The following is a 21,749-nucleotide window of genomic DNA, read 5'->3' on the forward strand; positions in this document are numbered from 1 at the left end:
GTGGGCGCGGCTAGGGTGCGCCGCACAGGCGGACGGACCGGGGGCACGCACGCGGATGACCGAGGGACACAGGAGGCCCGACCAGGGCCGACATGCCGGGGAGCCCGAGGATCCGCAGGTCGGGGCGTCGTACGAGGGCGAGCCCGGCGCGCCTGCCGAGCCCCCGCCCGTCGCGGCGGCCGAGGTGAGGACGCCGCCGACGGGACTCCCGCAGCCGGACCCGCTGACCGACACCGGTCGGCACGCGCTGATCGAACCGGTGACGGGGCCACAGGCCGTCGTCGCGCCGGGTTCCGAGGGCGCCTCCGACGCGCGTCCGCCTGCCGCCCCTACCGCCCCCACCGCTCCCGCCGCGCGCGGCCGTTCCCGCCTGCTCGTGCTCGCCGCCGGCGCGGTCGTGCTCGCCCTGCTGGCCGGGGCGGCAGGCGGGTGGATCGGGTGGTCGCTCGCCGACCGCCGGACCGCCGAGCTGGGTGTCCTCGCGCCGGGCCTGCCGCAGGCGGATCCAGCGTCCGCGCAGCTCACCCCCGTCGAGGCCGTCGCGGAGAAGGTGCTGCCCAGCGTCGTGCTGCTCCGCGTCGAGGGCGGCGGGCCCGGTGGGGACGAGGGCTCCGGCATCGTGCTCAGCCCGGAGGGGCTGGTGCTCACCAACGACCACGTCGTCGCCCCGGCCGCGGACGGCGGCGCCATCACCGCGGTGCTGAGCGACGGCCGGTCCTTCCCGGGCCGGATCGCGGGCCGTGACATCGGCTCCGACCTCGCACTCGTCCGGCTCGACGGGGCCGCCGGCCTCACCCCCGCCGAGCTGGGGAACTCGGACTCGCTGCGCGTCGGGCAGCAGGTGGTGGCGTTCGGGGCCCCGCTCGGGCTGGACGGGACGGTCACGACCGGGATCGTGAGTGCGCTCGACCGTGCGGTGAGCGTCGGCGGCGAGCGTGGGGGCGGCCAGGCCACCGTGCTCAACGCCGTGCAGCACGACGCGCCGATCAACCCCGGCAACTCCGGCGGTCCGCTGGTGGACCTGCAGGGGCGCGTCGTCGGCGTGAACTCCGCGATCGCCAGCACCGGGGGACAGCAGGGCGGGTCGATCGGCGTCGGGTTCTCCATCCCGGTCAACCAGGCCGCGCGGGTGGCCGACGAGCTCGCCCGCACCGGCACCGCGACCCGGGCCGTCCTCGGCGTGAGCGTGACGCAGGCGGGGACGCCCGCGTCGGGAGGCGCCGTGGTCGGGCAGCTCACCCCCGGCGGTCCGGCCGAACAGGCCGGGCTGCGCCCGGGAGACGTCGTGCTGCGACTCGACGACCGACCGATCGCGGACGGCGACGAGCTGGTGGCCGCCGTCCGCGACCACCGCCCCGGTGACCAGGTGCGACTCGTCCTCAGCAACCGTGAGGTCGTGGTCACCCTCGCGGGTGAGCCCAGCTGAGCTTTCGGCTGAACGGGGACCGGCATCCGGCGCAGAAATCCGCGAGGCTGGGCACAAACCGTTCGATCACGTCATGATGGGCGGCGCGCCGTGGTGCCCCGCGGCGTCGCCAGGGCCCGCGTCGGTGCAGGAACCCCCTCCCCGCACCGGCGCGGTCCCGCCGACGTCCGCCGGTCGCGGCCCCACTACGGTGAGCACATGGAGATGGCGACCCCGCAGATCGGTCGTGCCCTCGTGGTGATCGTGGACGACCGGGTGAACCACGGAGAGGCCCGCGACCGCACCGGGCCCCTGGTGGCGGAGCTGCTCGAGGAGGCCGGGTTCGTCGTCGACGGCGCCGTCTCCGTGCCCGGCGAGGCCGTGGCGATCCGCAACGCGCTGAACACGGCGGTGATCGGCGGTGTCGACCTCGTGATCACCGTGGGCGGCACCGGGGTTTCGCCCCGGGACGTCACGTCCGACGCCACCGCGGGCGTGCTCGACCGCCCCATCCCCGGGATCGCCGAGGCCATCCGCGCCTCCGGTCTCGCGGCGGGAGCGGTGGACGCGGGCCTCTCGCGCGGGCTGGTGGGGGTCTCGGGGAGCACCCTGGTGGTCAACCTGGCGTCCTCGCGCGCCGCGGTGCGGGACGGCATGGCGACCCTGTCCCCGCTGGTCGCGCACGTGATCGGCGAGCTCTCCGGCCTCGACGCCGGCTGACCGCCCGCCCGCGGGGCGGCAGGCCACCTCGCGGGCGAGCAGCGGGGATCAGCCCGCCGGGGTGGTCCCGCCCTCGGGCGTCGGGCCCGGGGTGGGCGTGGTGGCACCCGTGCCGGGCTTCGGCTCGGTCTCGGTGCTCGACTCCGGGGCCGCGGTCGGCGTGGGCGACGGCGGCGCGGGCGTGGTGGGCTGCGCCGTCGCGGTCGGCGAGGCGGGCGTCTCGTCCTTCTTGAGCGCGTCCCCGACCTTCTCCTTCACCGACCCGATCTGCTCGCTGTACTTGCCCTTGGTGGCCTCGTCGACCTTCGCAGCGGCCTTCTCGACCAGCGGGCCCGCCTTCTCGCGCGCCTGCTCGACGTAGGGCGCGGCCTTCTCGCTCGCCTGCTCCAGGTACGGCTTGGCCTTCTGCTGAGCCTGGTCGACGTAGGGCTTCGCCTTGTCGACGAGCTCCTTGAGCGTGTCCTGCCAGCCCATCGTTCCTCCACCACCTGTTCGCGACCCGGTCATCCGGCGTCTGTCCATGGTGGCACCGAAACGGCGTTCGCGTCGGCCGGCACCATGGAGTCATGTCAGAACTGCCGGATCGGGTGCGCCGCAGGCTCGCGGAGGTCTTCGGCGAGACCCTGCCCGAGATCACCCGGGACGAGCAGGAGGACGAGGTGCGCCCGGCGGACCGGGACCGCGACGAGGCCTGGTACCGGGAGAACCGCCCGCCCCACCACGGGGGCTGACGGCCTCCCGGGCGGCATCAGGCCTGGTGCTTCCCCTCGCCCTCCGTGCCCGACTGGGCCTTGAGCAGGTCGCGGATCTCGGCGAGCAGCTCGACGTCCGTCGGCTCCGCCGGGCCAGGCTCCTCGCCGCGCTTGCGCCGGTTCTTGATCGTGGTGATGGGCAGCACGAAGACGAAGTAGACGATGGCCGCGACGATCACGAAGTTGATCGCGGCGGCGATCACGGCCGAGAAGTCGATGAAGGTGTTCGGCTTGTCCGCCTGCAGCAGGATGCCCAGCCCGGGAACCGAGGGCGGGGTGATGGCGTTGAGCAGCGGCTCGATGATGCTCGAGGTGAACGCCGTGACGATCGCGGTGAACGCGGCGCCGATGACGACCGCCACCGCGAGGTCGACGACGTTGCCCCGCAGGATGAAGTCTTTGAAGCCCTTGAGCACCGGAAAAATCCCCCTCCGACGGACTGCCCGCGGCCCACTCGCCCGCCGCGCTTGATCAGCTGTGCGAGCGGAGCGTAACGGCGACCTCCTCCGAGAGCGAGGCGGCGGCGACCCGCGTGGCGCGTTCGCGCGGCAGCGCGACCAGCGCGGATCGCCCGCGGGCCGCGGATCCGGGTGGCCCCGTCGCCGGGTCCAGCACGGTCAGCACCACGGCGGACTCGGCGAGGACGGCGCCACCGCCGGTGATCACGTCCACGCGCGTTCCCGGGGTGAGGAGCGCCGCGACGTCCGGATCCGCGAGCCGCACCGGGACGGCGGCGGCGTCCGCGATCCCGGTGGCGGCCGCCGCGAGGGCGGGACCCGCGAGCCGCAGGTCGGTGACCGGTTCGCCGGTGCGCAGCGCCCCCGCGGCGACGCGGCCCGCCGCCGCGTCGACGGCGCCGACCACGCCCGCCGGCACGATCTCCGACGGCCAGCCGCGTACGGCGAGGTCGGCGACGGTGAGCACGGATCCGGGGGCCACATCCCGCGCGACCACCACGACGTCCGTGGTGCCCGTGCCCGCGGGGCGCACGGCCAGGACCACCGCGAGGAGGGCCAACGCGGCCGCGACGGCCCGGCGCAGCAGCACCGCGCGCCGCCAGGCGGCCTGCGCGCGGAACCACCCGACCAGGTCACGGCTGCGTCGTTCGCTCATGCTCGCGACGGTAGGACCGTGCCCGGGCTTCAGGGCCGTGGATCGCCGGCCTGTGGATGGAGTGGGCCGGGTGTGGACAACTCGGCCCGTCGAGGGGTCAGGAGGCGGCCGCGGCCGGGGTGCTCGACGACGATGAGCCGGAGTCGGACTTGCTGCTCGAGGAGCTCGACTCGGTCTTGCTCGACGAGGACGAGGACTCGGAGGAGCTCTCGGACTTGCTCGAGGAGTCCGACCCGCTGCTCACGCTCGAGGAGCCGGAGCGGCTGTCGGTCCGGTAGAAGCCACTGCCCTTGAACACGATCCCCACGGAGGAGAACACCTTGCGCAGCTTGCCCCCGCACACCGGGCACACGGTCAGTGCGTCGTCGGAGAAAGACTGCACGGCCTCGAACCGGTGGTCGCAGTCGGTACAGGCGTACTGGTAGGTCGGCACGTGATCCTCCGAGAACTGGCACTCTTCACAAGCGAGTGCCAGCATAACCCGTCAGGCCCGACCGATGTTCCCCGTCACAACGATTCCGGCAGTCGGCATGGCCACACCCGTGACCGGGTGGTCGTGCGCGTCGGCCGGCACCGCGTCGAGCAGCTCTCCGTCGTAGAGCAGGGCCAGCAGCGCGGTCCCGGGTGCACTCCCGCCCAGCGTGCGGTCGTAGTAGCCGCCGCCGCGGCCCAGTCGGTGGCCCGCGCGGTCGGCCGCCAGCGCGGGGACGAGCACGGCCACGGCGGTGCGCAGCGCGGCCGGGCCGAGCCGGGGTGTCGTGGGTTCGCGCAGCCCGAGCCGACCGGGACCGAGCGAGCCCGCGCCCCGGTAGGGGGCCCAGTCGAGGGCGCCCGGCCGGGGCGGCACCACGGGCAGCAGCACCGACCGCCCGGCGGCGCGCAGCCCGTCCAGCAGGTCGAGCGAACCCGGCTCCGCACCCACCGGCAGATAGGCGCAGACCGGGCCGTCCGGTCGGTCCTGCGCCCACTCCAGGACATGGGTGCGCAGGTCCTCGGCCGCCTGGGCGCGCTGCGGCGCGGTCAGGGCGCGGCGCGCGGCCAGCAGTCGGGTGCGCAGGGTCTGCTTGTCGGGGGCCGCAGCGGCCGGTCGCGGAACCGGCGGGTTCCGCGGGTCGCGCGTGCCGCCGTTCGGCCCGTGCGAGCTGCTCCGAGCGCCCGATCCGTGCTCCGCCACCCGGTCACGCTAGCCGCCGGCCTAGGCTCGCGGAATGAGCCAGCCCTCCGCCCTGCGCTCGGCCGTCGTCCCCGCCGCCGGTCTGGGCACTCGTTTCCTGCCGACCACCAAGGCCGTGCCGAAGGAGCTGCTGCCGGTCGTCGACACCCCTGGTGTCGAGCTGATCGCCGCCGAGGCCGCCGAGGCGGGTGCCCAGCAGCTGCTGATCGTCACGTCGCCCGGCAAGGAGTCGGTCGCCGGCTACTTCGAGCCGTCGCCGGACCTCGAGAAGACCCTCGAGTCCCGGGGCAAGGAGGCGCTGCTCAGCAAGGTTCGGCGTGGCCCCGGCCTGATCGACGTCAAGACGGTCTACCAGTACGAGCCGAAGGGTCTCGGGCACGCGGTGGCGCAGGCCGAGCAGGCCCTGGATGCGGACGAGCAGGCGATCGCCGTCCTGCTGCCGGACGACATCGTGCTCCCCGCGGGTGTGCTCAAGACCATGATCGCGGTGCGGGAGGCGAAGGGCGGCAGTGTGCTGTGCGCCTTCGACATCCCCAAGGCCGAGATCTCGCCCTACGGCGTGTTCGACGTGAGCGACACCGAGGATCCGGACGTCAAGCAGGTCCACGGCATGGTCGAGAAGCCCTCCCCGGAGGAGGCGCCGTCGACCTTCGCCGCCGCGGGTCGGTACGTGCTGGACCGGGCGATCTTCGACGCGCTCCGCCGGATCACCCCCGGCGCGGGCGGCGAGCTGCAGCTGACGGACGCGGTGCAGCTGCTGATCGACGAGGGTCACCCGGTGCACATCGTCGTCCACCGCGGCGGGCGCCACGACCTCGGGAACCCGGGCGGCTACGTCCGCGCCTTCGTGGACTTCGCGCTCGATCACCCCGATTACGGCGCGTCCCTGCGCACCTGGCTGGCCGAGCGCCTGGAAAACTGACGCGCGTGCGGAGCGTCGACGAGCAGCTCAAGAGGGTCCTGGAGATCGCGGCCCGGCCGGCCCCGGTCCGGGTGGCGCTCGCCGACGCCCAAGGGCTGCGCAGCGCCGAGGAGGTCGTCGCCGCGCGGGCACTGCCCGGGTTCGACCAGGCGGCGATAGACGGCTATGCGGTGCGCAGCGTGGACGTGGTGGGCGGTTCCGTCGCCGGGCCCGTCGAGCTGCCCGTGGTGGGGGAGATCCCGGCCGGATCGCGACAGCCGTTGCGGCTGCAGCCCGGTCAGGCCGTGCAGGTGGCGGCGGGCGCGCCGCTCCCGACGCTGGCCGACGCGGTGCTCCCGCGCGGCCACACGGACGGCGGGTCGGCGCGGATCAAGGTCACCCGCGGGGTGCCGTCGGCGGCGTTCGTGCGGCGCCTGGGCGAGGACATGCAGCCCGGGGACGTCGCGGTGCGCCGGGACGCGGTGATCGGCGCCGCGCAGGTCGCGCTGCTGGCCGCCGCGGGTCGGGACAAGGTCCTCGTGCACCCGCGGCCGCGGGTCTCGGTGGTCGCGATGGGAGACGAGCTGGTCGACGTCGCGCGTCCGGCCGCGGCCGGACACGTGCCGGACGTGGCCTCGTTCGCCCTGGCCGCCGCGGCGCGGGAGGCGGGTGCGGAGATGGCGCGGCCCCCGCGGCTGGTGCGGTGCGACGCGCGGGAGCTGCGCTCGGCCGTCGAGGACGCCCTGCCGTTCTCCGAGATCGTCGTGATCTGCGGCGCTGCCGGGGGCAACGCGGGCGCCGAGGCGAAGGCCGCGTTCGCGGGGCTGGGCGAGATCGACACCACCCGGGTCGCGATGGCCCCCGGGTCGTCGCAGGCCTTCGGCAGGCTCGGCAAGGACCACGTGCCGACCTTCCTGTTCCCGGCGAGCCCCGCCACCGCCCTGGTGCTGTTCGAGGTCCTGGTGCGGCCCCTGATCCGGCTCGGGCTGGGGATCACCGACCCGCACCGGCGCGTCGTCTCGGCCCGGCTGACCTCGCCGCTCACTTCGCCGGAGGGGCGGCGCTCGTACCTGCGCGGGCGGTTGCTCCGCGAGGTCGCGACGAACGAGTACGTGGTGCAGCCCCTGGCGACGGGCGGGGTGCACCTGCTCTCCACCCTCGCCGAGGCGAACGCGTTGATCACGGTTCCGGAGGACGCGACGGACGTCGGGTTGGACGACCGGGTCGAGGTCGCGCTGCTGTCCTCGCGCCGGTAGCGGCGGCAGCGAATGGCCCACGCGCAGTCCGAGTACGTCGGGCGCCATCCCGGCTGGCCCGCTCGGCTCGGTCCCCTGGACGTCCGGGCCGGTCGGGTCGAGCTGCGTCCGGTGAAGCTGTTCGACGGCGCGACCTGGTCGGAGATCCGGATCCGGGACGAGCAGCACCTGGTGCGCTGGGAGCCGTCGACACCGGGCGGCTGGGCCCGGCGCAACGCCCCGGCCGAGTGGCCCGGCCGCTGGTGGCTGCTGCGCGGGGCCGCCCGGCGCGGGGCGGCGCTGCCCTTCGCGATCGTGCTCGACGGCACCCTCGTCGGTCAGGTCATGATCGGCAACGTGGTGCGGGAGCCGCTGCTGTCCGCCTATGTCGGCTACTGGTGCGACGCGCGCGTGAACGGCAAGGGCGTGACCACGGCCGCGGTGGCGCTCGCCGTGGACCACTGCTTCGGCGCCGTCGGGCTGCACCGGCTGGAGGCGACCGTCCGGCCGGAGAACGGGCCGAGCCTGCGCGTGCTGGCCAAGCTCGGCTTCCGCGAGGAGGGCCTGTTCCAGCGCTATCTGGACGTGGACGGCGCCTGGCGTGATCATCTCTGCTTCGCCCTCACCGCGGAGGAGATGCCGCTGGGTGGTCTCGCCGCACGGCTGGTCGCGGAAGGGCGTGCCGGCCGGCCGTAGCCGGAGATGGCGCCACTCCACCATCGGGGTGCCCTGTCCGGGCGGCGATATCGCACAGAGTGGTCACGTGAGTACCAGTTGTCACACCCGTCCCGGCAGAACCGTGGATCCGGTGGAGGACCACGGCGCGTCGCAACCCGGATCCCGGCTGCGCGCTCACTACCGTGGGACGTCCGGGCGTGATCTTGGCTCCGGCCCGGAGCGGATCACGTGCCGTCTGCGCCGTTCGGGGAGGGAGGCAGCTGGTGCCCAGCTCGTTGATCTTCGCGGGTCTCGTGGTGCTGTGGCTGCTGATCCTCGTCCCCGCGGTCGCGCGGCGCCGGCAGGAGGTCGAGCGGCCGAGCATGGCGGCTCTCTCCGGTCGGGTGTTGGAGCGGCCGGTGCGGCACTGGAGCCTGGAGGTGGATCCGATGGACACGGACGACGAGCGGAGCGGTGCCCTCACGACGCAGGGTGGCGCCACGGTGCCCGCCGCACGCCGCGGCGACGAGTCGGACACGCCGTCCGACCCCGCCGCGGACGCGTACGAGGACATCGAGGAGCAGGACGAGCAGGACGAGCGCGCCGCCGCGGACCCCGACGAGGGCTACGCGGCGTCGGGCTACTACGCCTACGACTCCGACGACACCGCCGCGATGCCGCGCCACGAGCCGCGCGCGCGGGGCGAGGCCTGGGAGCGTCCGCCCGCCGCGTTCCGCCGCGGGCGCGGCGGGTTCGACGCGGAGGCCGCGGCCCTGGCGGCCGGCGCGCGCTACGCCTTCCGCCAGCGCGTGGTCATCGGGCTGCTGGTGCTGGCTGTCGGCACGGCGATCGTCGCGGCCCTGGCCCTGCCCGCGCTCTGGTGGGTGCACGGGCTGATCGACCTGGCGCTCGTCGGGTACCTCGTCTACCTGCGCCGACAGGTGCGGATGGAGGAGGCGATCCGGGCCCGCCGGGCCGCGCGCATGGCGGGCACCCGGCGTCCGTCCGCGGCGGACGACCCGGAGCTCGACGGGTGGGCGCGGCGTGGTCGGGAGGCCGGCGAGACGGACCACGGGCGCCTCGACGACCTCGACGACCTCGACGATGCCGACGCCTCCGCCGACGCGTCCGGCGACTCCGAGGAAGCGGAGGACGACTGGGCGGCCGATGACGACGGCGACCCCCGCCGGGTGCGTGGGACCGGCGAGCCCGTCGGGGTCCTGCCCGCCCACCGCCGCAGCGTCGACGGGGCCGCCGCCCCGGCGAGCGTCGAGTCGGCCCTGCCCCGGCTGCAACCCGCCCCGCCGCCGCCGCTGCCTGCGGGAACGCAGCTCGTCGACGTCGACGACGAGGACGACGAGCTCCCGATCGAGGGTGGGACCTACCCTCGTGCAGCGGGCGAATAGCGGCTGATAAGGTTTCTCCTGCACGGCCGGAAGGCCTGCAGGCCTGGGGCTGTAGCGCAGTTGGTAGCGCGTCTCGTTCGCATCGAGAAGGTCAGGGGTTCGATTCCCCTCAGCTCCACTCCCGATCATCACGGCCCGGTCTCCGCGTGGAGTCCGGGCCGTCGTCGTCTGATCCGCGGGGGCCCCGGCGTGATAGGCATGCGGGCGTGAAGGCGCTCGGGATCCTCGTCCTCCTCACGGCCGGGGTGGCGGCGCTCGCGGTGTGGGATCCGTTCCACCTGCTCGTGGCGCCCTGGTTCGCCGGGATCGCGGTGGGGGTGGCCGCGGTGTTCCTGACGTGGTGGCTGACCCGGGTCGTCCGCGGGAAGCTCCTGCGGGGGCTGATCACCACGTTCGCCGGGCTGGCGCTGCTGGTCTGGGGTGCGTTGGTGTGGGCGACGATCACGATCTCCCCGGGCCTGGCGGTGCTGGAGGAGGTGCCGGGTCCGCCGGACTCCCGGCTGCGGCTCGCGATCGTCGAGGTGCAGACGTGGGCGGTGGACGGGCCGACCTACTCGGTCCGGCTGCGTGCGGGCGAGGGTCTGCTGACCCAGGACTCGCCGGTCTGGGTCGGGTTGGGCGAGGGCGCCCGGCCCGCGGAGGTCCGGTTCGCCGACGGGGGCACGGTCGAGGTGGTGAGCAGCGGGGGCTGCGGCTACCGCTCGACGGTGAACGCGGTGACGCTGGCCGTCGACCCGGTCCATCGGCCCCTGCGCCTCGACGGCTGCTGACCCTGTCCGTGGACGCGGTGGACGGGCGCGCGGCCCGTACTCGGGGACACCCGGGGGAATCGCGTCCGACCTGGCGCTATCGCGTCCATGGACACCCGTCGTTGGGCCGAACGGTGCTTTTCGCCTCGGGGACGAGTTCTCGATACTGCTCCTCGTGCCGGAGACGCCGATCCATCAGGGCCGCGACAGCCCCCAGCGGTTCTGCGCGGACTTCGCCCGCGAGCTGAGCACCCGCGGCACCTCGGTGCGGGAGGCCGCGGAGAAGTCAGGGTGGAGCAAGAGCGCCATCGGCAACGCGCGCACCGGCCCCCGGTTGCCCCGCCGCGAGCTCGTGGTCGACGTGCTCTCCGCCATCGGGTTGTCGGAGGCCGAGGTGGGGGACTGGACGCTGCGGCACGCCGCGCTCACCCTGGGCGCCACCGATCCCGCCCCGCCGCAGCCGCAGGCGCCGCCCGCGTCGCGGCGGCCGCTCGTGCTGGTCGCGATCGGGTCCGCCCTGGTCGGCGCGGTGCTGGCCGCGCTCGTCACCGCGCTGGTGCTGCGGCCCGACCCGGCGCCGGTGCCGCCCGCGGTCGCCGCCGTCGTCACGATCCAGAACAAGGTCGCCCTCGGCGCCACGGACCTGGTGGAGGACAGCGGGCCCGCCTACCTGTCGTCCCGACCCGAGCCCTTCTGCGGGCGCAACGGCTGCAAGCTCGACGGCACGGACGTGACCAGCGGCATCCTGCTGCCCGCGGTGTGCACGGTCACCGGCGCCGAGATGTGGAACTACAACCTCGACTCGCCGGCCGCGGACAACCCGAACCGGGCGCGCTCGTCCCTCTGGTACCGGCTGACCTGGCCGGACTGGCGCGCGGGCTACCTGTCCGAGGTCTACCTGGACCCCGCCTCGCGCGGCGGGCTCGGCCTGCCCGCCTGCGCGGCACCCTGACGGCGCCGTCCGTGCCGGTTCGCTGCGCAGGAGGGGGTCGCAGCGCCCGACGCGGGCGGCGTCAGTCCCCCTCGGTCGCGGGGGCGATCGCCGAGGGCGGGACCAGGCCCGAGTCGCCGGGCTGCAGCACGACCATCGTGAACCGCACCGGCTCGGGCCCCACGCCGGAGTAGCGGTGCGGGGCGTGGGCCTCGAACAGCAGGGTGTCTCCCTCGCCGAGCTCGTGCTCGGCCTGCCCGACCCGCAGCCCGAGGCGGCCGCTGAGCACGGACAGCACCTCGCTGGTGCCGACCGCGTGTGCCTCGCCCTCGAACGCGTCGCCGGGCTGCAGGGTCCAGTCCCACAGCTCGACGATGTCCGGTGGGTCCGTGCCGATCCGGAACACCGCCGTGCTGCCCGTCGTGTTGCTCCACAGCGGGACCGCCTGCTCCGCGCGCCGCACGACCACGCGTGGCGCGACGTCGCCGTCGACCAGGGAGGCTACCCCCACGCGCAGGGCCTCGGCGAGGTGCACGAGCGTGCTGATCGACGGGTTGCCGCGGGCGGTCTCGATCTGGATCACGGTGCCGCGGCTGACGCCCGACGCCGCGGCCAGGGCGTCGATCGTCATCCGGCGCTGCCGGCGCAGGGCGCGGACGTTGCGGCCGATGGACGCGGCGACGTCGTCGGGAGACTGCACGCGGTCCATTCTGTCGTATCTCGCTGGACAGTCTGATGAACCCGACCTACAGTCCATCATCGTGTTCTGGTTCGTTCACTCTGTTGTACTGTCGTGATTCCCCCCGCACTGGGCTCGGCGGTCTCCTACGGGATCGCGGACTTCGCGGGCGGTCTCGCCGCCCGCCGCGCCTCGGTCCTGCGTGTGACGGCGGTCGCGCAGGCCGCAGGCCTGGTGACGTTGCTCCCCGGACTCTGGCTGCTCGGTGGGGCCTTCAGCGGCTCGGCCGTGGGGCTCGGCGCGGTCGCCGGACTCTGCGGGGTGTCGGGGCTGCTGCTCTACTTCCGCGGGCTCGCGGTCGGCCCGATGGGGACCGTCGCGCCGCTGTCCGCGGTGGTGGCGGCGGGCCTGCCCCTGGTCGTCGGGCTCGTGCAGGGCGAACGACCCGGGCCGGTCACGCTCGGCGGGATGGGGCTCGCACTCGTCGCGATCGTGCTCTCCACCATGGGGTCGCGGCGCGAGCCCGCCGCGCTGCGCGGCGTGCTGCTCGGCCTGGCGTCGGGCGCGGGGTTCGGGCTGTTCTTCGTCGTGCTCGACGCGACCCCGCCGGACTCCGGGCTCTGGCCGCTGCTGGCGGGCCGCACGACCACGGTGGCGCTGCTGCTGGTCGCCCTGGCCGCGGTGCGTCCCGGCGGGCGGGGGAACCCGGGGCTGATGGTCCTCAGCGGCGTCCTCGACTCGGCGGCGAACGTGCTCTTCCTGCTCGCGACCCGGCTCGGCGACCTGGGGCTGACCAGCGTGATCGTGGCGCTCTACCCGGTCGTCGTGGTGCTGCTGGCCCGGGTGGTCCTGCGCGAACGCCTCACGCCCGCCCAGCTCACCGGCGTCGTGCTGGCGATCGGGGCGAGCGTCGCGATGAGCGCCTGACGGCGCTCGTGAGTGGTAAGTGGTGCTCTGGCACCAGTTACCACGCACGGGCGGCGGAGCCGCATCACCTCCAGCTCGGGAGCCAGAGCTCGGCCTGCCAGTGGGCCGGGGTGATCGGGAGCCCGACGAGGATGGGCCACAGCCAGGCGAAGTTGGCGACGACCGCCCCCACCCACAGCCCGACGACGAGCAGGCCGGTCTGGCGTCGTTCGGGGCCCGCGCGCCGGGCCCGGCCGAGGACGTCCCCCATCGCGAGCATCGTGGCGAGCACGAGGAACGGCGCCACCGGCGTCATGTAGAAGAAGTACATCTGGCGGTCGATGTTCACGAACCACGGCAGGAACCCGGCGCCGTAGCCGACGAGGACCGCGACGAACCGCCAGTCCAGCCGCGTGATCACCCGCCAGATCGCCCAGAGCAGCACCGGGATCGCGGGCCACCAGAGCGCCGGCGTGCCGACGAGCATGACCGCGCTGGTGCAGGTGCCCGCCGCGTCCCCGGTGCAGGGGACGTCCGACTCGAAGAAGTACAGCATCGGCCGCAGGCCCATCGGCCACGTCCACGGCTTGGACTCCCACGGGTGCGGATGCCCGACGGGGGTGTCGAGGCCCTCGTGGAAGGCCAGGACGTGGCCGGAGTAGTACCACAGCGACCGCAGCGCGTCCGGCACGAACGACCAGGGCCCGCCGGTGCCGACCTCCCGCCCGACGACGTGCCGGTCGATCCCGGTCTCGCTGCCGAACCACGCCCACCAACAGGACAGGTAGGTGACGACCGGCAGCAGTGCGAGCGCCCCGAGCGCGGGGACGAGGTCGCGGCGGATCGTGCCCGCCCACGGCCGCGGGACCCCCGCGGCCCGGCGTGCCGCGACGTCCCACAGCACGCTCAGCACCCCGAAGAAGACGATCCAGTAGGAGCCGGACCACTTCACCCCGCAGGCCAGCCCGAGCAGCACGCCCGTCGCGATCCGCCACCAGCGCACGCCCAGGTGCGGACCGAAGGGCGAGTCCCCGACCCGGTCCACGAGGCGGCCGAGCCGGTCGCGGACGTCGTCCCGGTCGCGGACCAGGGTGCAGAAGGCGGCGAGGACGAAGAAGGCCTGGAAGATGTCCAGCATCCCGACGCGGGCCTGCACGTGGGACACGCCGTCGCAGATCAGGAGCACGCCCGCGATCCCGCCGAGCAGCGTGGAGCGGGTCAGCCGCCGCCCGACCCGGACGATCATGAGGATCATCAGCGTGCCGCAGAGGGCCGCGGCGGCCCGCCAGCCCACCGGGTCGTAGCCGAAGACCCACTCGCCGATCGCGATCAGCTGCTTGCCCAGCGGCGGGTGCGCGACGAGCTCGTACCCCGGGTTGTCCTCGACGCCGCCGTTGCGCAGCATCTGCCAGGCCTGCGGCACGTAGTGCTTCTCGTCGAAGACCGGGGTGCCGCCGTCCGTCGGGTAGCCCAGCCCCGCGAACCGCAGCACGCCGCCCAGCAGGGTCAACGCCACCGCGACGATCCAGCCGCGGGCCCGGTCGGTGGGCATCGGGGGGCCGAGGCGGACGGTCGGGTCCGGTTCCGGGGCCCGCAGCGGCGGGGGCGTGCCGACGACGGTGGCGCCGACGACCGCGCGCTCGTCCGGCTCCACGACCCGATCCCGGCGCGACTCCATCGGGAACCATCGTAGGGTCGCAGCCATGCTCGTTCTCGCCGCCACCCCGCTCGGGGACCCCCGGGACGCGTCGGTCCGGCTGCGGGAGGCGATCGAGACCGCGGACGTCATCGCCGCCGAGGACACCCGCCGGTTCCGGCACCTCGCCGCGGCGCTCGGGGTCGCACCCGCGGGGCGGGTGATCAGCCACTACGACGACAACGAGGCGGCCAGGCTGCCCCGCCTGCTCGACGACGTCCGGGAGGGGCGGACGGTGCTCGTCCTGTCCGACGCGGGGATGCCCGCCGTGTCGGACCCGGGGTACCGCCTGGTCGCGGCGGCCGCGGCCGAGGACCTGCCGATCACCTGCCTGCCCGGCCCGTCCGCGGTGACCACCGCCCTCGTGCTGTCCGGGCTGCCCAGCGACCGCTTCACCTTCGACGGCTTCGCCCCGCGCAAGGACGGCGACCGCAGGCGCTGGCTCGCCGAGCTGGCCCGGGAGCGGCGCACGACGGTGTTCTTCGAGTCCCCGCGCCGCCTCGGCGAGACCCTGGCGCTCGCCGCCGAGGTGCTGGGCGGCGAGCGTCGCGCCGCGGTGTGCCGCGAGCTGACCAAGACCTACGAGGAGATCCGCCGGGGGTCGTTGGCCGAGCTCGCGGACTGGGCGGCCGCGGAGGTCCGCGGCGAGATCACCGTCGTCCTGGCCGGGGCGAGCGCCGCGACCCCGACGATCGGGTCGCTGCTGCCCGCCGTGCAGGAGCGGGTGGCGGACGGCGAGCGTCTCAAGGACGCGGTCGCGGCTGTGGCCGCCGCCGCGGGGGTGTCGAAGCGGGACCTCTACAACGCCGCGGTGGAGAGCGCCTGACCGGGCCGGTCAGGGCCGCGGGATGGACCGCAGGTTGGCGCGGGCGAGCTCGAGCATCCGGCCCACGCCGCCGTCGAGGACGGTCTTCGTGGCGGCCAGGGCGAACCCGCGGACCTGCGCGGCCGTGATGTGCGGCGGGATCGACAGGGCGCTGGGATCGGTGCGGACGTCGACCAGCGCGGGGCCCGCGTGGTCCAGCGCCTGCCGCAGGGCCGCGCGCAGCGCGCTCGGGTCCTCCACCGCCACCGACTCGATGCCGCAGGCCCGCGCGATCCCGGCGAGGTCCGCCACCCCGTGGTCGGTCTGGAAGGACGGGTAGCCCGCGACCATCATCTCCAACCGGATCATCCCGAGGCTGCCGTTGTTGAACGCGACCACGGTCAGCGGCAGGTCGTGCTCGTGGGCGGTCAGCAGCTCGCCGAGCAGCATCGTCAGCCCGCCGTCGCCCGACATCGACACGACCTGGCGCCCGGGCGCGGCGTAGGACGCCCCGATGGCGTGCGGCAGCGCGTTCGCCATGGTCCCGTGCCGGAACGAGCCCAGGATGCGGCGGCCGCCCGTGGGGGTGAGGTAGCGGGCGGCCCAGACGTTGCACATGCCGGTGTCGACGGTGACGATCGCGTCCTCGGCGAGCTCCTCGTCGAGCACCGACGCCACGTACTCGGGATGGATCGGCCGGTGGTGCTCGACCCGGGAGGTGTAGGCCTCGACCACCTTCTCCAGTTTCCCGGCGTGCGCGCGCAGCATCCGGTCGAGGAAGGACCGGTCGGTCTTCTCGGCGATGAGCGGGAGCACCGCGCGCAGCGTCGCCCCGACGTCGCCGTGGATCCCGAGGTCCAGCGCCGTGCGCCTGCCCAGCCGCCGCGGGTCGCGGTCCACCTGCACGGTGTTGCGGCCGGGCAGGAACGCGTCGTAGGGGAAGTCCGTGCCCAGCAGGATCAGCAGGTCGGCCTCGTGCGTGGCCTCGTAGCAGGCGCCGTAGCCCAACAGCCCGCTCATCCCGACGTCGAACGGGTTGTCGTACTGGATCCACTCCTTGCCCGCCAGCGAGTGCCCGATCGGCGAGTGGATCTTCGCGGCGAGCTCGAGCACCTCGGCCCGGGCGTGCCGCACCCCGGCGCCGACGAAGAGGGTGACGCTGCGCGCCGCGTCGATCGCCGCCGCCAGCGCGGCGACCCGGTCCGGGGCGGGCGTCACGACGCCGTCCGGTTCGATGATCGCCCCGTGTCCGGTCGGGTTCGCCGCGGGCAGCGCCGTGACGTCCCCGGGCAGGACGAGCACGGACACCCCCTGCTCGGCGACGGCGGTCTGCATCGCGATGCGCTGCAGGCGCGGCAGCTGCTCGGGCCGCGACACCAGCTCGCACCAGGCCGAGCACTCCACGAAGAGCCGCTCGGGGTGCGTCTCCTGGAAGTAGCCGGTCCCGATCTGGGTCGACGGGATGTGCGAGGCGAGGGCGAGGACGGGCGCGCCGCTGCGGTGGGCGTCGTAGAGACCCTGGATCAGGTGGGTGTTGCCGGGTCCGCACGAGCCTGCGCAGACGGCGAGTCGGCCCGTCACCTGGGCCTCGGCGGCCGCGGCCAACGCGGCGGCCTCCTCGTTGTGGACGTGCACCCACTCGATGCGCCCCGAGCGGCGCAACGCGTCGACGAGGGGGTTCAGGCTGTCGCCCACGAGGCCGTAGATCCGCTCGACACCGGCCTGCTCGAGGACTTCGACGATCTGCTCCGCGATGGTCACGGGATCATCCTGGCCGAGTGCCTACTGGTGTGCAGGCGTCCGTTGCAGGGCCCGGGCCACCGGCTCCACGAACTTCGCCGCGATGGGCCCGAGCACGGCCATGATCAGCACGTACGCGGTGGCGAGGGCGGCCAGCTCGTTCGGGACGGCGGCGTAGGACACGGCCAGGCCCGCGATCACGATCGAGAACTCGCCCCGGGCGATCAGCGCCGCGCCCGCCCGGGCCCGGCCGAGCTTGCCGATGCCCGCCCGGCGGGCCGCCCACCAGCCCGTCGCGATCTTGGTCAGCGACGTGCTCACCGCCAGCACGATCGCCCAGCCCAGCACCGGCGGGATGGCCCGGGGGTCGGTGTTGAGCCCGAACACCACGAAGAACACCGCCGCGAAGAGGTCCCGCAGGGGTTCCAGCAGGCGGGTGGCGTTGTGCGCGGTGGAGCCCGAGATCGCGATGCCGAGCAGGAACGCGCCGACTGCGGCGGACACCTGCAGCGCCGACGCCAGGCCCGCGACCAGCAGCGCTGCCCCCAGCACCTTGAGCAGGAAGACCTCGCGGTCCGGGCTGTCGACGACCATCGACACGTACCGACCCCACCGCAGCGCCACCACGAGCACGACGGCGATCACGGCGACCGAGATCGCCACGGCCTCCAGGCCGCCGAGCAGTGTCACGCCGACGAGTAGGGCCGTGAGGATCGGCAGGTACACGGCCATGACCAGGTCCTCGAACACGAGGATGGACAGGATCGTCGGCGTCTCGCGGTTGCCGAGCCTGCCCAGGTCCGACAGCACCTTCGCGACGATCCCGGACGAGCTGATGTAGGTGACGCCGCCCATCACCATCGCCCCGACCGGGCCCCAGCCGAGGATCAGCGCGACCGCGATCCCGGGCGCGGCGTTCAGCACGATGTCCAGCACGCCGCCCATCCACGAGCGGCGCAGCCCGGTCATCAGCTCGGTCGCCGAGTACTCCAGACCCAGCAGCAACAGCAGCAGGACGACGCCGACCTCGCTGGCCAGCGACGTGAACTCGCCGATGTCGCCGAGCGGGATCAGCCCGCCGGTGCCGAAGCAGAGCCCGCCGATCAGGTAGAGCGGGATGGGCGAGAGTCCGATCCGCCCCGCGAGCCGCCCGAGCAGCCCGAGACCGAAGAACACGGCGCCGAGCTCGATCAGCTCGAGCGCGGTGTGGTCCACGGCTACCCGTTCGCGAGGATCTTGACGGCGTTGTCGAGCCCCTCGGACGTGCCGACGGTGACCAGCAGGTCCCCGGCGGTCAGGGTGAAGTCCGGCGTGGGGGAGGGGTGCGCCTGGCCCGCTCGCATCACCGCGACGACCGACACCCCCGTCCGGGTGCGCAGGGCCGTGTCGCCGAGCGTCCGGCCGTCGAACGGGCTGTTCTCCCGCACCGGGATCTGTTTGGTGTGGATGCCCGGCAGGTCCTTGTGCTCCTCGTTGAGCTGCGCGACCAGCTGCGGTGCGCCGAGCAGGTTGGCCAGCGCGGCGGCCTCGTCCGCGGTCAGCGGCAGCTCGGCCAGGCAGGCGTCCGGGTCGTCGGACTTGGACAGGATGAGCTCGATCTGCCCGTCCCGGTGCGTCACGACACCGATCCGGCGACCGTTGCGCAGGGCGAAGTCCTTCCGGACCCCGATCCCCGGTAGCGGGGTGACCTCCACGTTCACGCCTCCCACAGTACGGGTACGTGGGCGGTATGACCGACCTCCCGCCCCAGGTGCTCGTGCTCTTCGGGGCCACCGGTGATCTCGCGAAGCGGAAGCTGTTCCCGGGCCTGTTCTGGCTGTGGCGCCACGACCTGCTGCCCGAGGTGCGGATCATCGGGTCCGGTCGGCACGAGCCCGAGCAGGAGCTGCGCGACCTGGTGCGGCAGGACGCGGAGGGCTGGGACGAGTTCGCGGAGCGGATCTCCTTCGTCGCGTCGAGCGCGGACGACGGGGCGGACCTGGCGCGGGCGGTGTCCGCGGCGGAGCGGGAGCTCGGCGAGGACGCACGACGGCTGGTGTACCTGTCCGTGCCCCCGTCCGCCGCGATCGGGATGGTCCGGATGCTGGAGCGGGAGGGGCTGAACGAGCGGGCCCACCTGGTCCTGGAGAAGCCGTTCGGGACCGACCTGGCCTCGGCGAAGGAGCTCGACGAGGCCCTGCTGGACGTGTTCGCACCCGACCAGCTCTTCCGCATCGACCACTTCCTCGGCAAGGAGGCGGTGCAGAACATCCTGGTGCTGCGCTTCGCGAACGGGCTGTTCGAGCCGGTCTGGAACGCCGCGCACGTCGCCTACGTGCAGATCGACGTCCCGGAGGAGATCGGGATCGAGGGCCGGGCCGCCTTCATGGAGTCCACCGGGACCTTCCGCGACATGATCTCCACCCACCTGTTCCAGCTGCTCGGGTTCGTGGCGCTCGAACCGCCCACGGTCATCGACGAGCGCGGCCTGCACGAGGAGAAGGCCAAGGTCTTCCGGGCGCTGCGCCCCCTGGACCCCGGGCGCGTGGTGTTCGGCCAGTACGAGGGCTACCGGGACGAGGAGGGGGTCGCGGACGACTCGGACGTCGAGACGTTCGTGGCCCTGGAGGCGCAGGTCGACAACTGGCGCTGGCAGGGGGTGCCCTTCTTCCTGCGCACGGGCAAGGCGCTGGCCCAGACCCGGCGGACGATCACGATCGGCTTCCGCGAGCCGCCGCTCGGGGTGTTCGGCAGGACCGCCGACGGCGAGCCCAACGAGCTGGTCCTCGAGCTCACCGACGACGCCGAGATCTACGTCGACCTGCGCGCCAAGCGCCCCGGCCCCGAGCTGGAGATCGCGCACGCCCGCCTGACCCTCGACTTCGACCGGGCCTTCCCGGACGCCGAGCCCGTCGAGGCCTACGAGCGCCTGCTGCTGGACGCGATCAAGGGCGACCACACGCTGTTCACCTCCACCGAGGAGGTGGAGCGGCTCTGGGAGGTGTGCGAGCCGGTCCTCGCGTCGCCACCGCCCGTCCGGCCCTACCCGCAGGGCTCGTGGGGGCCCGCCGAGGACCTCCCCGGTCCGCGCGGCTGGCGGCTGGGATGACCCCACCGCCCCTGCGCATCGCCGAACACGGGATCATCGGCGACCTGCGCACGGCGGCCCTCGTGGGCACCGACGGCACCATCGACTGGTTCTGCGCGCCCCGCTTCGACTCGCCGTCGGTGTTCGGGTCGCTGCTCGGCGCGGACGCGGGCCACTGGACACTGGCCCCCACCTGCGAGGTCGCCTCCCGCCAGCAGTTCTACTTCCCCGACTCGAACGTCCTGATCACCCGGTTCCTCGCCGAGCACGGGATCGTCGAGGTCCAGGACCTGATGCCCGTGCTGCGCCCGCACGATCCCGACCACCGGCAGCGGATCGTGCGGCGGGTGCTGAACGTGCGTGGCAGCGTCGGGATGCGGGTGGAGGTGGCGCCGCGCCCCGACTACGGGCGCACCGTGCCCGAGGCGTGCGCGGCCGAGGGCGGCGTCCGGTTCGACGGAGTGGGTGCGCTCAGCTCCACCGTCGAGCTGACCTGCGAGCACGGCGTCGCCGCGGCGGACTTCACGGTGTCCGACGGCGAGTCGGTGGTCTTCGTGCTCGAACCGGGCGCGGACGCGCCGAGCAAAGACGACGGGCAGGAGCTCGTCGACGGCACCGTCGCGTTCTGGCGGGACTGGCTCGCCCACTCCACCTACACCGGGCGGTGGCGCGAGATGGTGCACCGCTCCGCGCTCACCCTGAAGCTGCTCACCCACGAACCGACGGGGGCGGTCGTGGCCGCCCCGACCACGTCGTTGCCCGAGCAGCTGGGCGGGGAACGCAACTGGGACTACCGCCACGTCTGGCTCCGGGACGCCGCCTTCTCCCTCTACGCCCTGCTGCGCCTGGGCTTCATGGACGAGGCGGGCGCGTTCATCCGCTGGCTGACCGACCGCTTCGAGGACCCGAAGGACGGCACCCGCGGCCCGCTGCGCGTCCTCTATTCGATCGACGGCGACTCCGACCTGGACGAGACCGAGCTCGACCACCTCGACGGCTACGGCGGCTCGCGCCCGGTGCGCGCGGGCAACGGTGCGGCCGACCAGCTGCAGCTCGACGTCTACGGCGAGATCATCGACTCGATCTACCTCTACGACAAGTACGGCAGCGGGATCTCCCACGAGGACTGGGCGAACCTGTGCGTGGTCGTCGACTGGCTCTCCGAGCACTGGGACCAGCCCGACGAGGGCGTCTGGGAGACCCGCGCCGGGCGCGCCGACCACGTCTACTCGCGGCTCATGTGCTGGGTCGCGATCGAACGCATGATCCGGATGGCGCGCCGCCGCGGGCTGCCCGGCGACATCGGGGCCTGGACGGCGACCCGGGACGCGATCTACCGGCAGATCATGGACCGCGGCTGGAACGGGAAGACCTTCGTGCAGCGGTACGGGGCCGCCACCCTCGACGCGTCCGTCCTGCTCATGCCCATGGTCAAGTTCACGGCACCCACCGAGCCCCGGTTCCTCGCCACGCTCGCCGCGGTGGAGGAGAAGCTGGTGGTGGACACCCTGGTCTTCCGCTACGACGTCGAGGAGTCCCCCGACGGGCTCGACGGCTCCGAGGGCACCTTCTCCATCTGTTCGTTCTGGTACGTCGAGGCCCTGACCAGGGCCGGTCGTCTCGAGGACGCCCGGATCGCCCTGCAGAAGATGTTCACCTACGGCAACCACCTCGGGCTCTACGCCGAACAGATCGCCCTGACCGGCGACCACCGCGGCAACTTCCCGCAGGCCTTCACCCACCTGGCCCTCATCAGCAGCGCGATCAACCTGGACCGCGCGCTGGGCTGACTACGGCAGTGTGGCTCCACAAT

Annotated in this window: 23 protein-coding genes and 1 tRNA gene; 14 read left to right on the forward strand and 10 right to left on the reverse strand. The window is 73.8% G+C overall.

Features of this window, described 5'->3' with window-relative positions; translation table 11 throughout:
• Positions 1-55 precede the first annotated feature (55 nt).
• The gene (locus BLS43_RS15535; protein WP_093084787.1) at positions 56-1,426 is read left to right on the forward strand and encodes a S1C family serine protease; all 1,371 of its coding nucleotides are present in this window, start codon (positions 56-58) and stop codon (positions 1,424-1,426) included.
• 204 nt (positions 1,427-1,630) lie between these two features.
• Positions 1,631-2,125, forward strand: a complete 495-nt coding sequence (locus tag BLS43_RS15540; RefSeq protein WP_374205000.1) for a MogA/MoaB family molybdenum cofactor biosynthesis protein — start codon at positions 1,631-1,633, stop codon at positions 2,123-2,125.
• A gap of 48 nt (positions 2,126-2,173) precedes the next feature.
• On the opposite strand, the gene BLS43_RS15545 is transcribed toward BLS43_RS15540, so the two are convergent.
• The gene (locus BLS43_RS15545; protein ID WP_176921340.1) at positions 2,174-2,599 is read right to left on the reverse strand and encodes an antitoxin; all 426 of its coding nucleotides are present in this window, start codon (positions 2,597-2,599) and stop codon (positions 2,174-2,176) included.
• A 92-nt stretch (positions 2,600-2,691) separates the two neighbouring features.
• Between BLS43_RS15545 and BLS43_RS30035 the strand changes: the two genes are divergently transcribed.
• Positions 2,692-2,856, forward strand: a complete 165-nt coding sequence (locus tag BLS43_RS30035) for a hypothetical protein (RefSeq protein WP_093084796.1) — start codon at positions 2,692-2,694, stop codon at positions 2,854-2,856.
• A 17-nt stretch (positions 2,857-2,873) separates the two neighbouring features.
• On the opposite strand, the gene mscL is transcribed toward BLS43_RS30035, so the two are convergent.
• The 4 genes from mscL to BLS43_RS15570 form a co-directional block, all read right to left on the reverse strand.
• Entirely contained in the window at positions 2,874-3,293 is a 420-nt protein-coding gene (gene mscL / locus BLS43_RS15555; protein ID WP_093084799.1) for a large conductance mechanosensitive channel protein MscL, read from the reverse strand.
• Positions 3,294-3,348: 55 nt separating this feature from the next.
• Positions 3,349-3,990: an SAF domain-containing protein gene (locus BLS43_RS15560; protein ID WP_093084803.1), complete on the reverse strand. Its 642-nt coding sequence runs from the start codon at positions 3,988-3,990 to the stop codon at positions 3,349-3,351.
• A gap of 97 nt (positions 3,991-4,087) precedes the next feature.
• Entirely contained in the window at positions 4,088-4,423 is a 336-nt protein-coding gene (locus BLS43_RS15565; protein ID WP_176921341.1) for an FmdB family zinc ribbon protein, read from the reverse strand.
• A gap of 51 nt (positions 4,424-4,474) precedes the next feature.
• On the reverse strand, positions 4,475-5,164 hold the full coding sequence (locus BLS43_RS15570) for a 5-formyltetrahydrofolate cyclo-ligase (protein ID WP_342741162.1): 690 nt from the start codon (positions 5,162-5,164) through the stop codon (positions 4,475-4,477).
• A 34-nt stretch (positions 5,165-5,198) separates the two neighbouring features.
• Here BLS43_RS15570 and BLS43_RS15575 point away from each other — a divergent pair, with 34 nt between their 5' ends.
• The 7 genes from BLS43_RS15575 to BLS43_RS15605 all read left to right on the forward strand — a co-directional run bounded on the left by BLS43_RS15575 (position 5,199) and on the right by BLS43_RS15605 (position 11,064).
• Positions 5,199-6,086 carry a UTP--glucose-1-phosphate uridylyltransferase gene (locus BLS43_RS15575; protein ID WP_093084809.1) on the forward strand — a complete coding sequence of 296 codons (888 nt, stop codon included), beginning with the start codon at positions 5,199-5,201 and terminating at the stop codon, positions 6,084-6,086.
• Positions 6,087-6,091: 5 nt separating this feature from the next.
• Positions 6,092-7,321 carry a molybdotransferase-like divisome protein Glp gene (gene glp, locus BLS43_RS15580; protein ID WP_093084812.1) on the forward strand — a complete coding sequence of 410 codons (1,230 nt, stop codon included), beginning with the start codon at positions 6,092-6,094 and terminating at the stop codon, positions 7,319-7,321.
• Positions 7,322-7,333: 12 nt separating this feature from the next.
• Positions 7,334-7,996, forward strand: a complete 663-nt coding sequence (locus tag BLS43_RS15585; protein ID WP_093084815.1) for a GNAT family N-acetyltransferase — start codon at positions 7,334-7,336, stop codon at positions 7,994-7,996.
• A 245-nt stretch (positions 7,997-8,241) separates the two neighbouring features.
• Positions 8,242-9,363 carry a divisome protein SepX/GlpR gene (sepX, locus tag BLS43_RS15590; RefSeq protein WP_093084818.1) on the forward strand — a complete coding sequence of 374 codons (1,122 nt, stop codon included), beginning with the start codon at positions 8,242-8,244 and terminating at the stop codon, positions 9,361-9,363.
• 45 nt (positions 9,364-9,408) lie between these two features.
• Positions 9,409-9,481, forward strand: a tRNA-Ala gene (locus tag BLS43_RS15595).
• Positions 9,482-9,569: 88 nt separating this feature from the next.
• Complete coding sequence (locus BLS43_RS15600; protein ID WP_093084821.1) at positions 9,570-10,133, forward strand: hypothetical protein; 564 nt, start codon at positions 9,570-9,572, stop codon at positions 10,131-10,133.
• A 154-nt stretch (positions 10,134-10,287) separates the two neighbouring features.
• A complete protein-coding gene (locus tag BLS43_RS15605; protein ID WP_093084824.1) occupies positions 10,288-11,064 on the forward strand; it encodes a helix-turn-helix domain-containing protein in 777 nt (258 codons plus the stop codon).
• A 61-nt stretch (positions 11,065-11,125) separates the two neighbouring features.
• On the opposite strand, the gene BLS43_RS15610 is transcribed toward BLS43_RS15605, so the two are convergent.
• Entirely contained in the window at positions 11,126-11,743 is a 618-nt protein-coding gene (locus BLS43_RS15610; protein ID WP_176921342.1) for a helix-turn-helix domain-containing protein, read from the reverse strand.
• 93 nt (positions 11,744-11,836) lie between these two features.
• On the opposite strand from BLS43_RS15610, the gene BLS43_RS15615 reads away from it, so the two are divergent.
• Complete coding sequence (locus BLS43_RS15615) at positions 11,837-12,649, forward strand: EamA family transporter (protein WP_093084830.1); 813 nt, start codon at positions 11,837-11,839, stop codon at positions 12,647-12,649.
• A gap of 64 nt (positions 12,650-12,713) precedes the next feature.
• On the opposite strand, the gene BLS43_RS15620 is transcribed toward BLS43_RS15615, so the two are convergent.
• Positions 12,714-14,306, reverse strand: a complete 1,593-nt coding sequence (locus BLS43_RS15620; protein ID WP_093084833.1) for a dolichyl-phosphate-mannose--protein mannosyltransferase — start codon at positions 14,304-14,306, stop codon at positions 12,714-12,716.
• Between the two features lie 25 nt (positions 14,307-14,331).
• Between BLS43_RS15620 and rsmI the strand changes: the two genes are divergently transcribed.
• Positions 14,332-15,150: a 16S rRNA (cytidine(1402)-2'-O)-methyltransferase gene (gene rsmI, locus BLS43_RS15625; RefSeq protein ID WP_093084836.1), complete on the forward strand. Its 819-nt coding sequence runs from the start codon at positions 14,332-14,334 to the stop codon at positions 15,148-15,150.
• A gap of 9 nt (positions 15,151-15,159) precedes the next feature.
• Here rsmI and BLS43_RS15630 read toward each other — a convergent pair whose 3' ends face one another.
• Genes BLS43_RS15630 through BLS43_RS15640 form a run of 3 tightly spaced genes read right to left on the reverse strand, consistent with a single transcriptional unit; the run spans position 15,160 to position 18,569 of the window.
• Entirely contained in the window at positions 15,160-16,890 is a 1,731-nt protein-coding gene (locus BLS43_RS15630; protein ID WP_093084839.1) for a pyruvate dehydrogenase, read from the reverse strand.
• A 21-nt stretch (positions 16,891-16,911) separates the two neighbouring features.
• Positions 16,912-18,084, reverse strand: a complete 1,173-nt coding sequence (locus BLS43_RS15635) for a cation:proton antiporter (protein WP_093084842.1) — start codon at positions 18,082-18,084, stop codon at positions 16,912-16,914.
• A 2-nt stretch (positions 18,085-18,086) separates the two neighbouring features.
• Positions 18,087-18,569, reverse strand: coding sequence for a cation:proton antiporter regulatory subunit (locus BLS43_RS15640; RefSeq protein ID WP_093084845.1), 483 nt, complete (start codon positions 18,567-18,569; stop codon positions 18,087-18,089).
• Positions 18,570-18,598: 29 nt separating this feature from the next.
• Between BLS43_RS15640 and zwf the strand changes: the two genes are divergently transcribed.
• Together zwf and BLS43_RS15650 are read left to right on the forward strand one after the other, a co-directional pair.
• On the forward strand, positions 18,599-19,957 hold the full coding sequence (zwf, locus tag BLS43_RS15645) for a glucose-6-phosphate dehydrogenase (protein ID WP_093084852.1): 1,359 nt from the start codon (positions 18,599-18,601) through the stop codon (positions 19,955-19,957).
• Positions 19,954-21,726: a glycoside hydrolase family 15 protein gene (locus BLS43_RS15650; RefSeq protein WP_093084856.1), complete on the forward strand. Its 1,773-nt coding sequence runs from the start codon at positions 19,954-19,956 to the stop codon at positions 21,724-21,726. Before zwf ends, BLS43_RS15650 begins: the two co-directional genes overlap by 4 nt.
• Positions 21,727-21,749 lie beyond the last annotated feature (23 nt).

Source organism: Pseudonocardia oroxyli (assembly GCF_900102195.1).
Lineage (GTDB): Bacteria > Actinomycetota > Actinomycetes > Mycobacteriales > Pseudonocardiaceae > Pseudonocardia > Pseudonocardia oroxyli.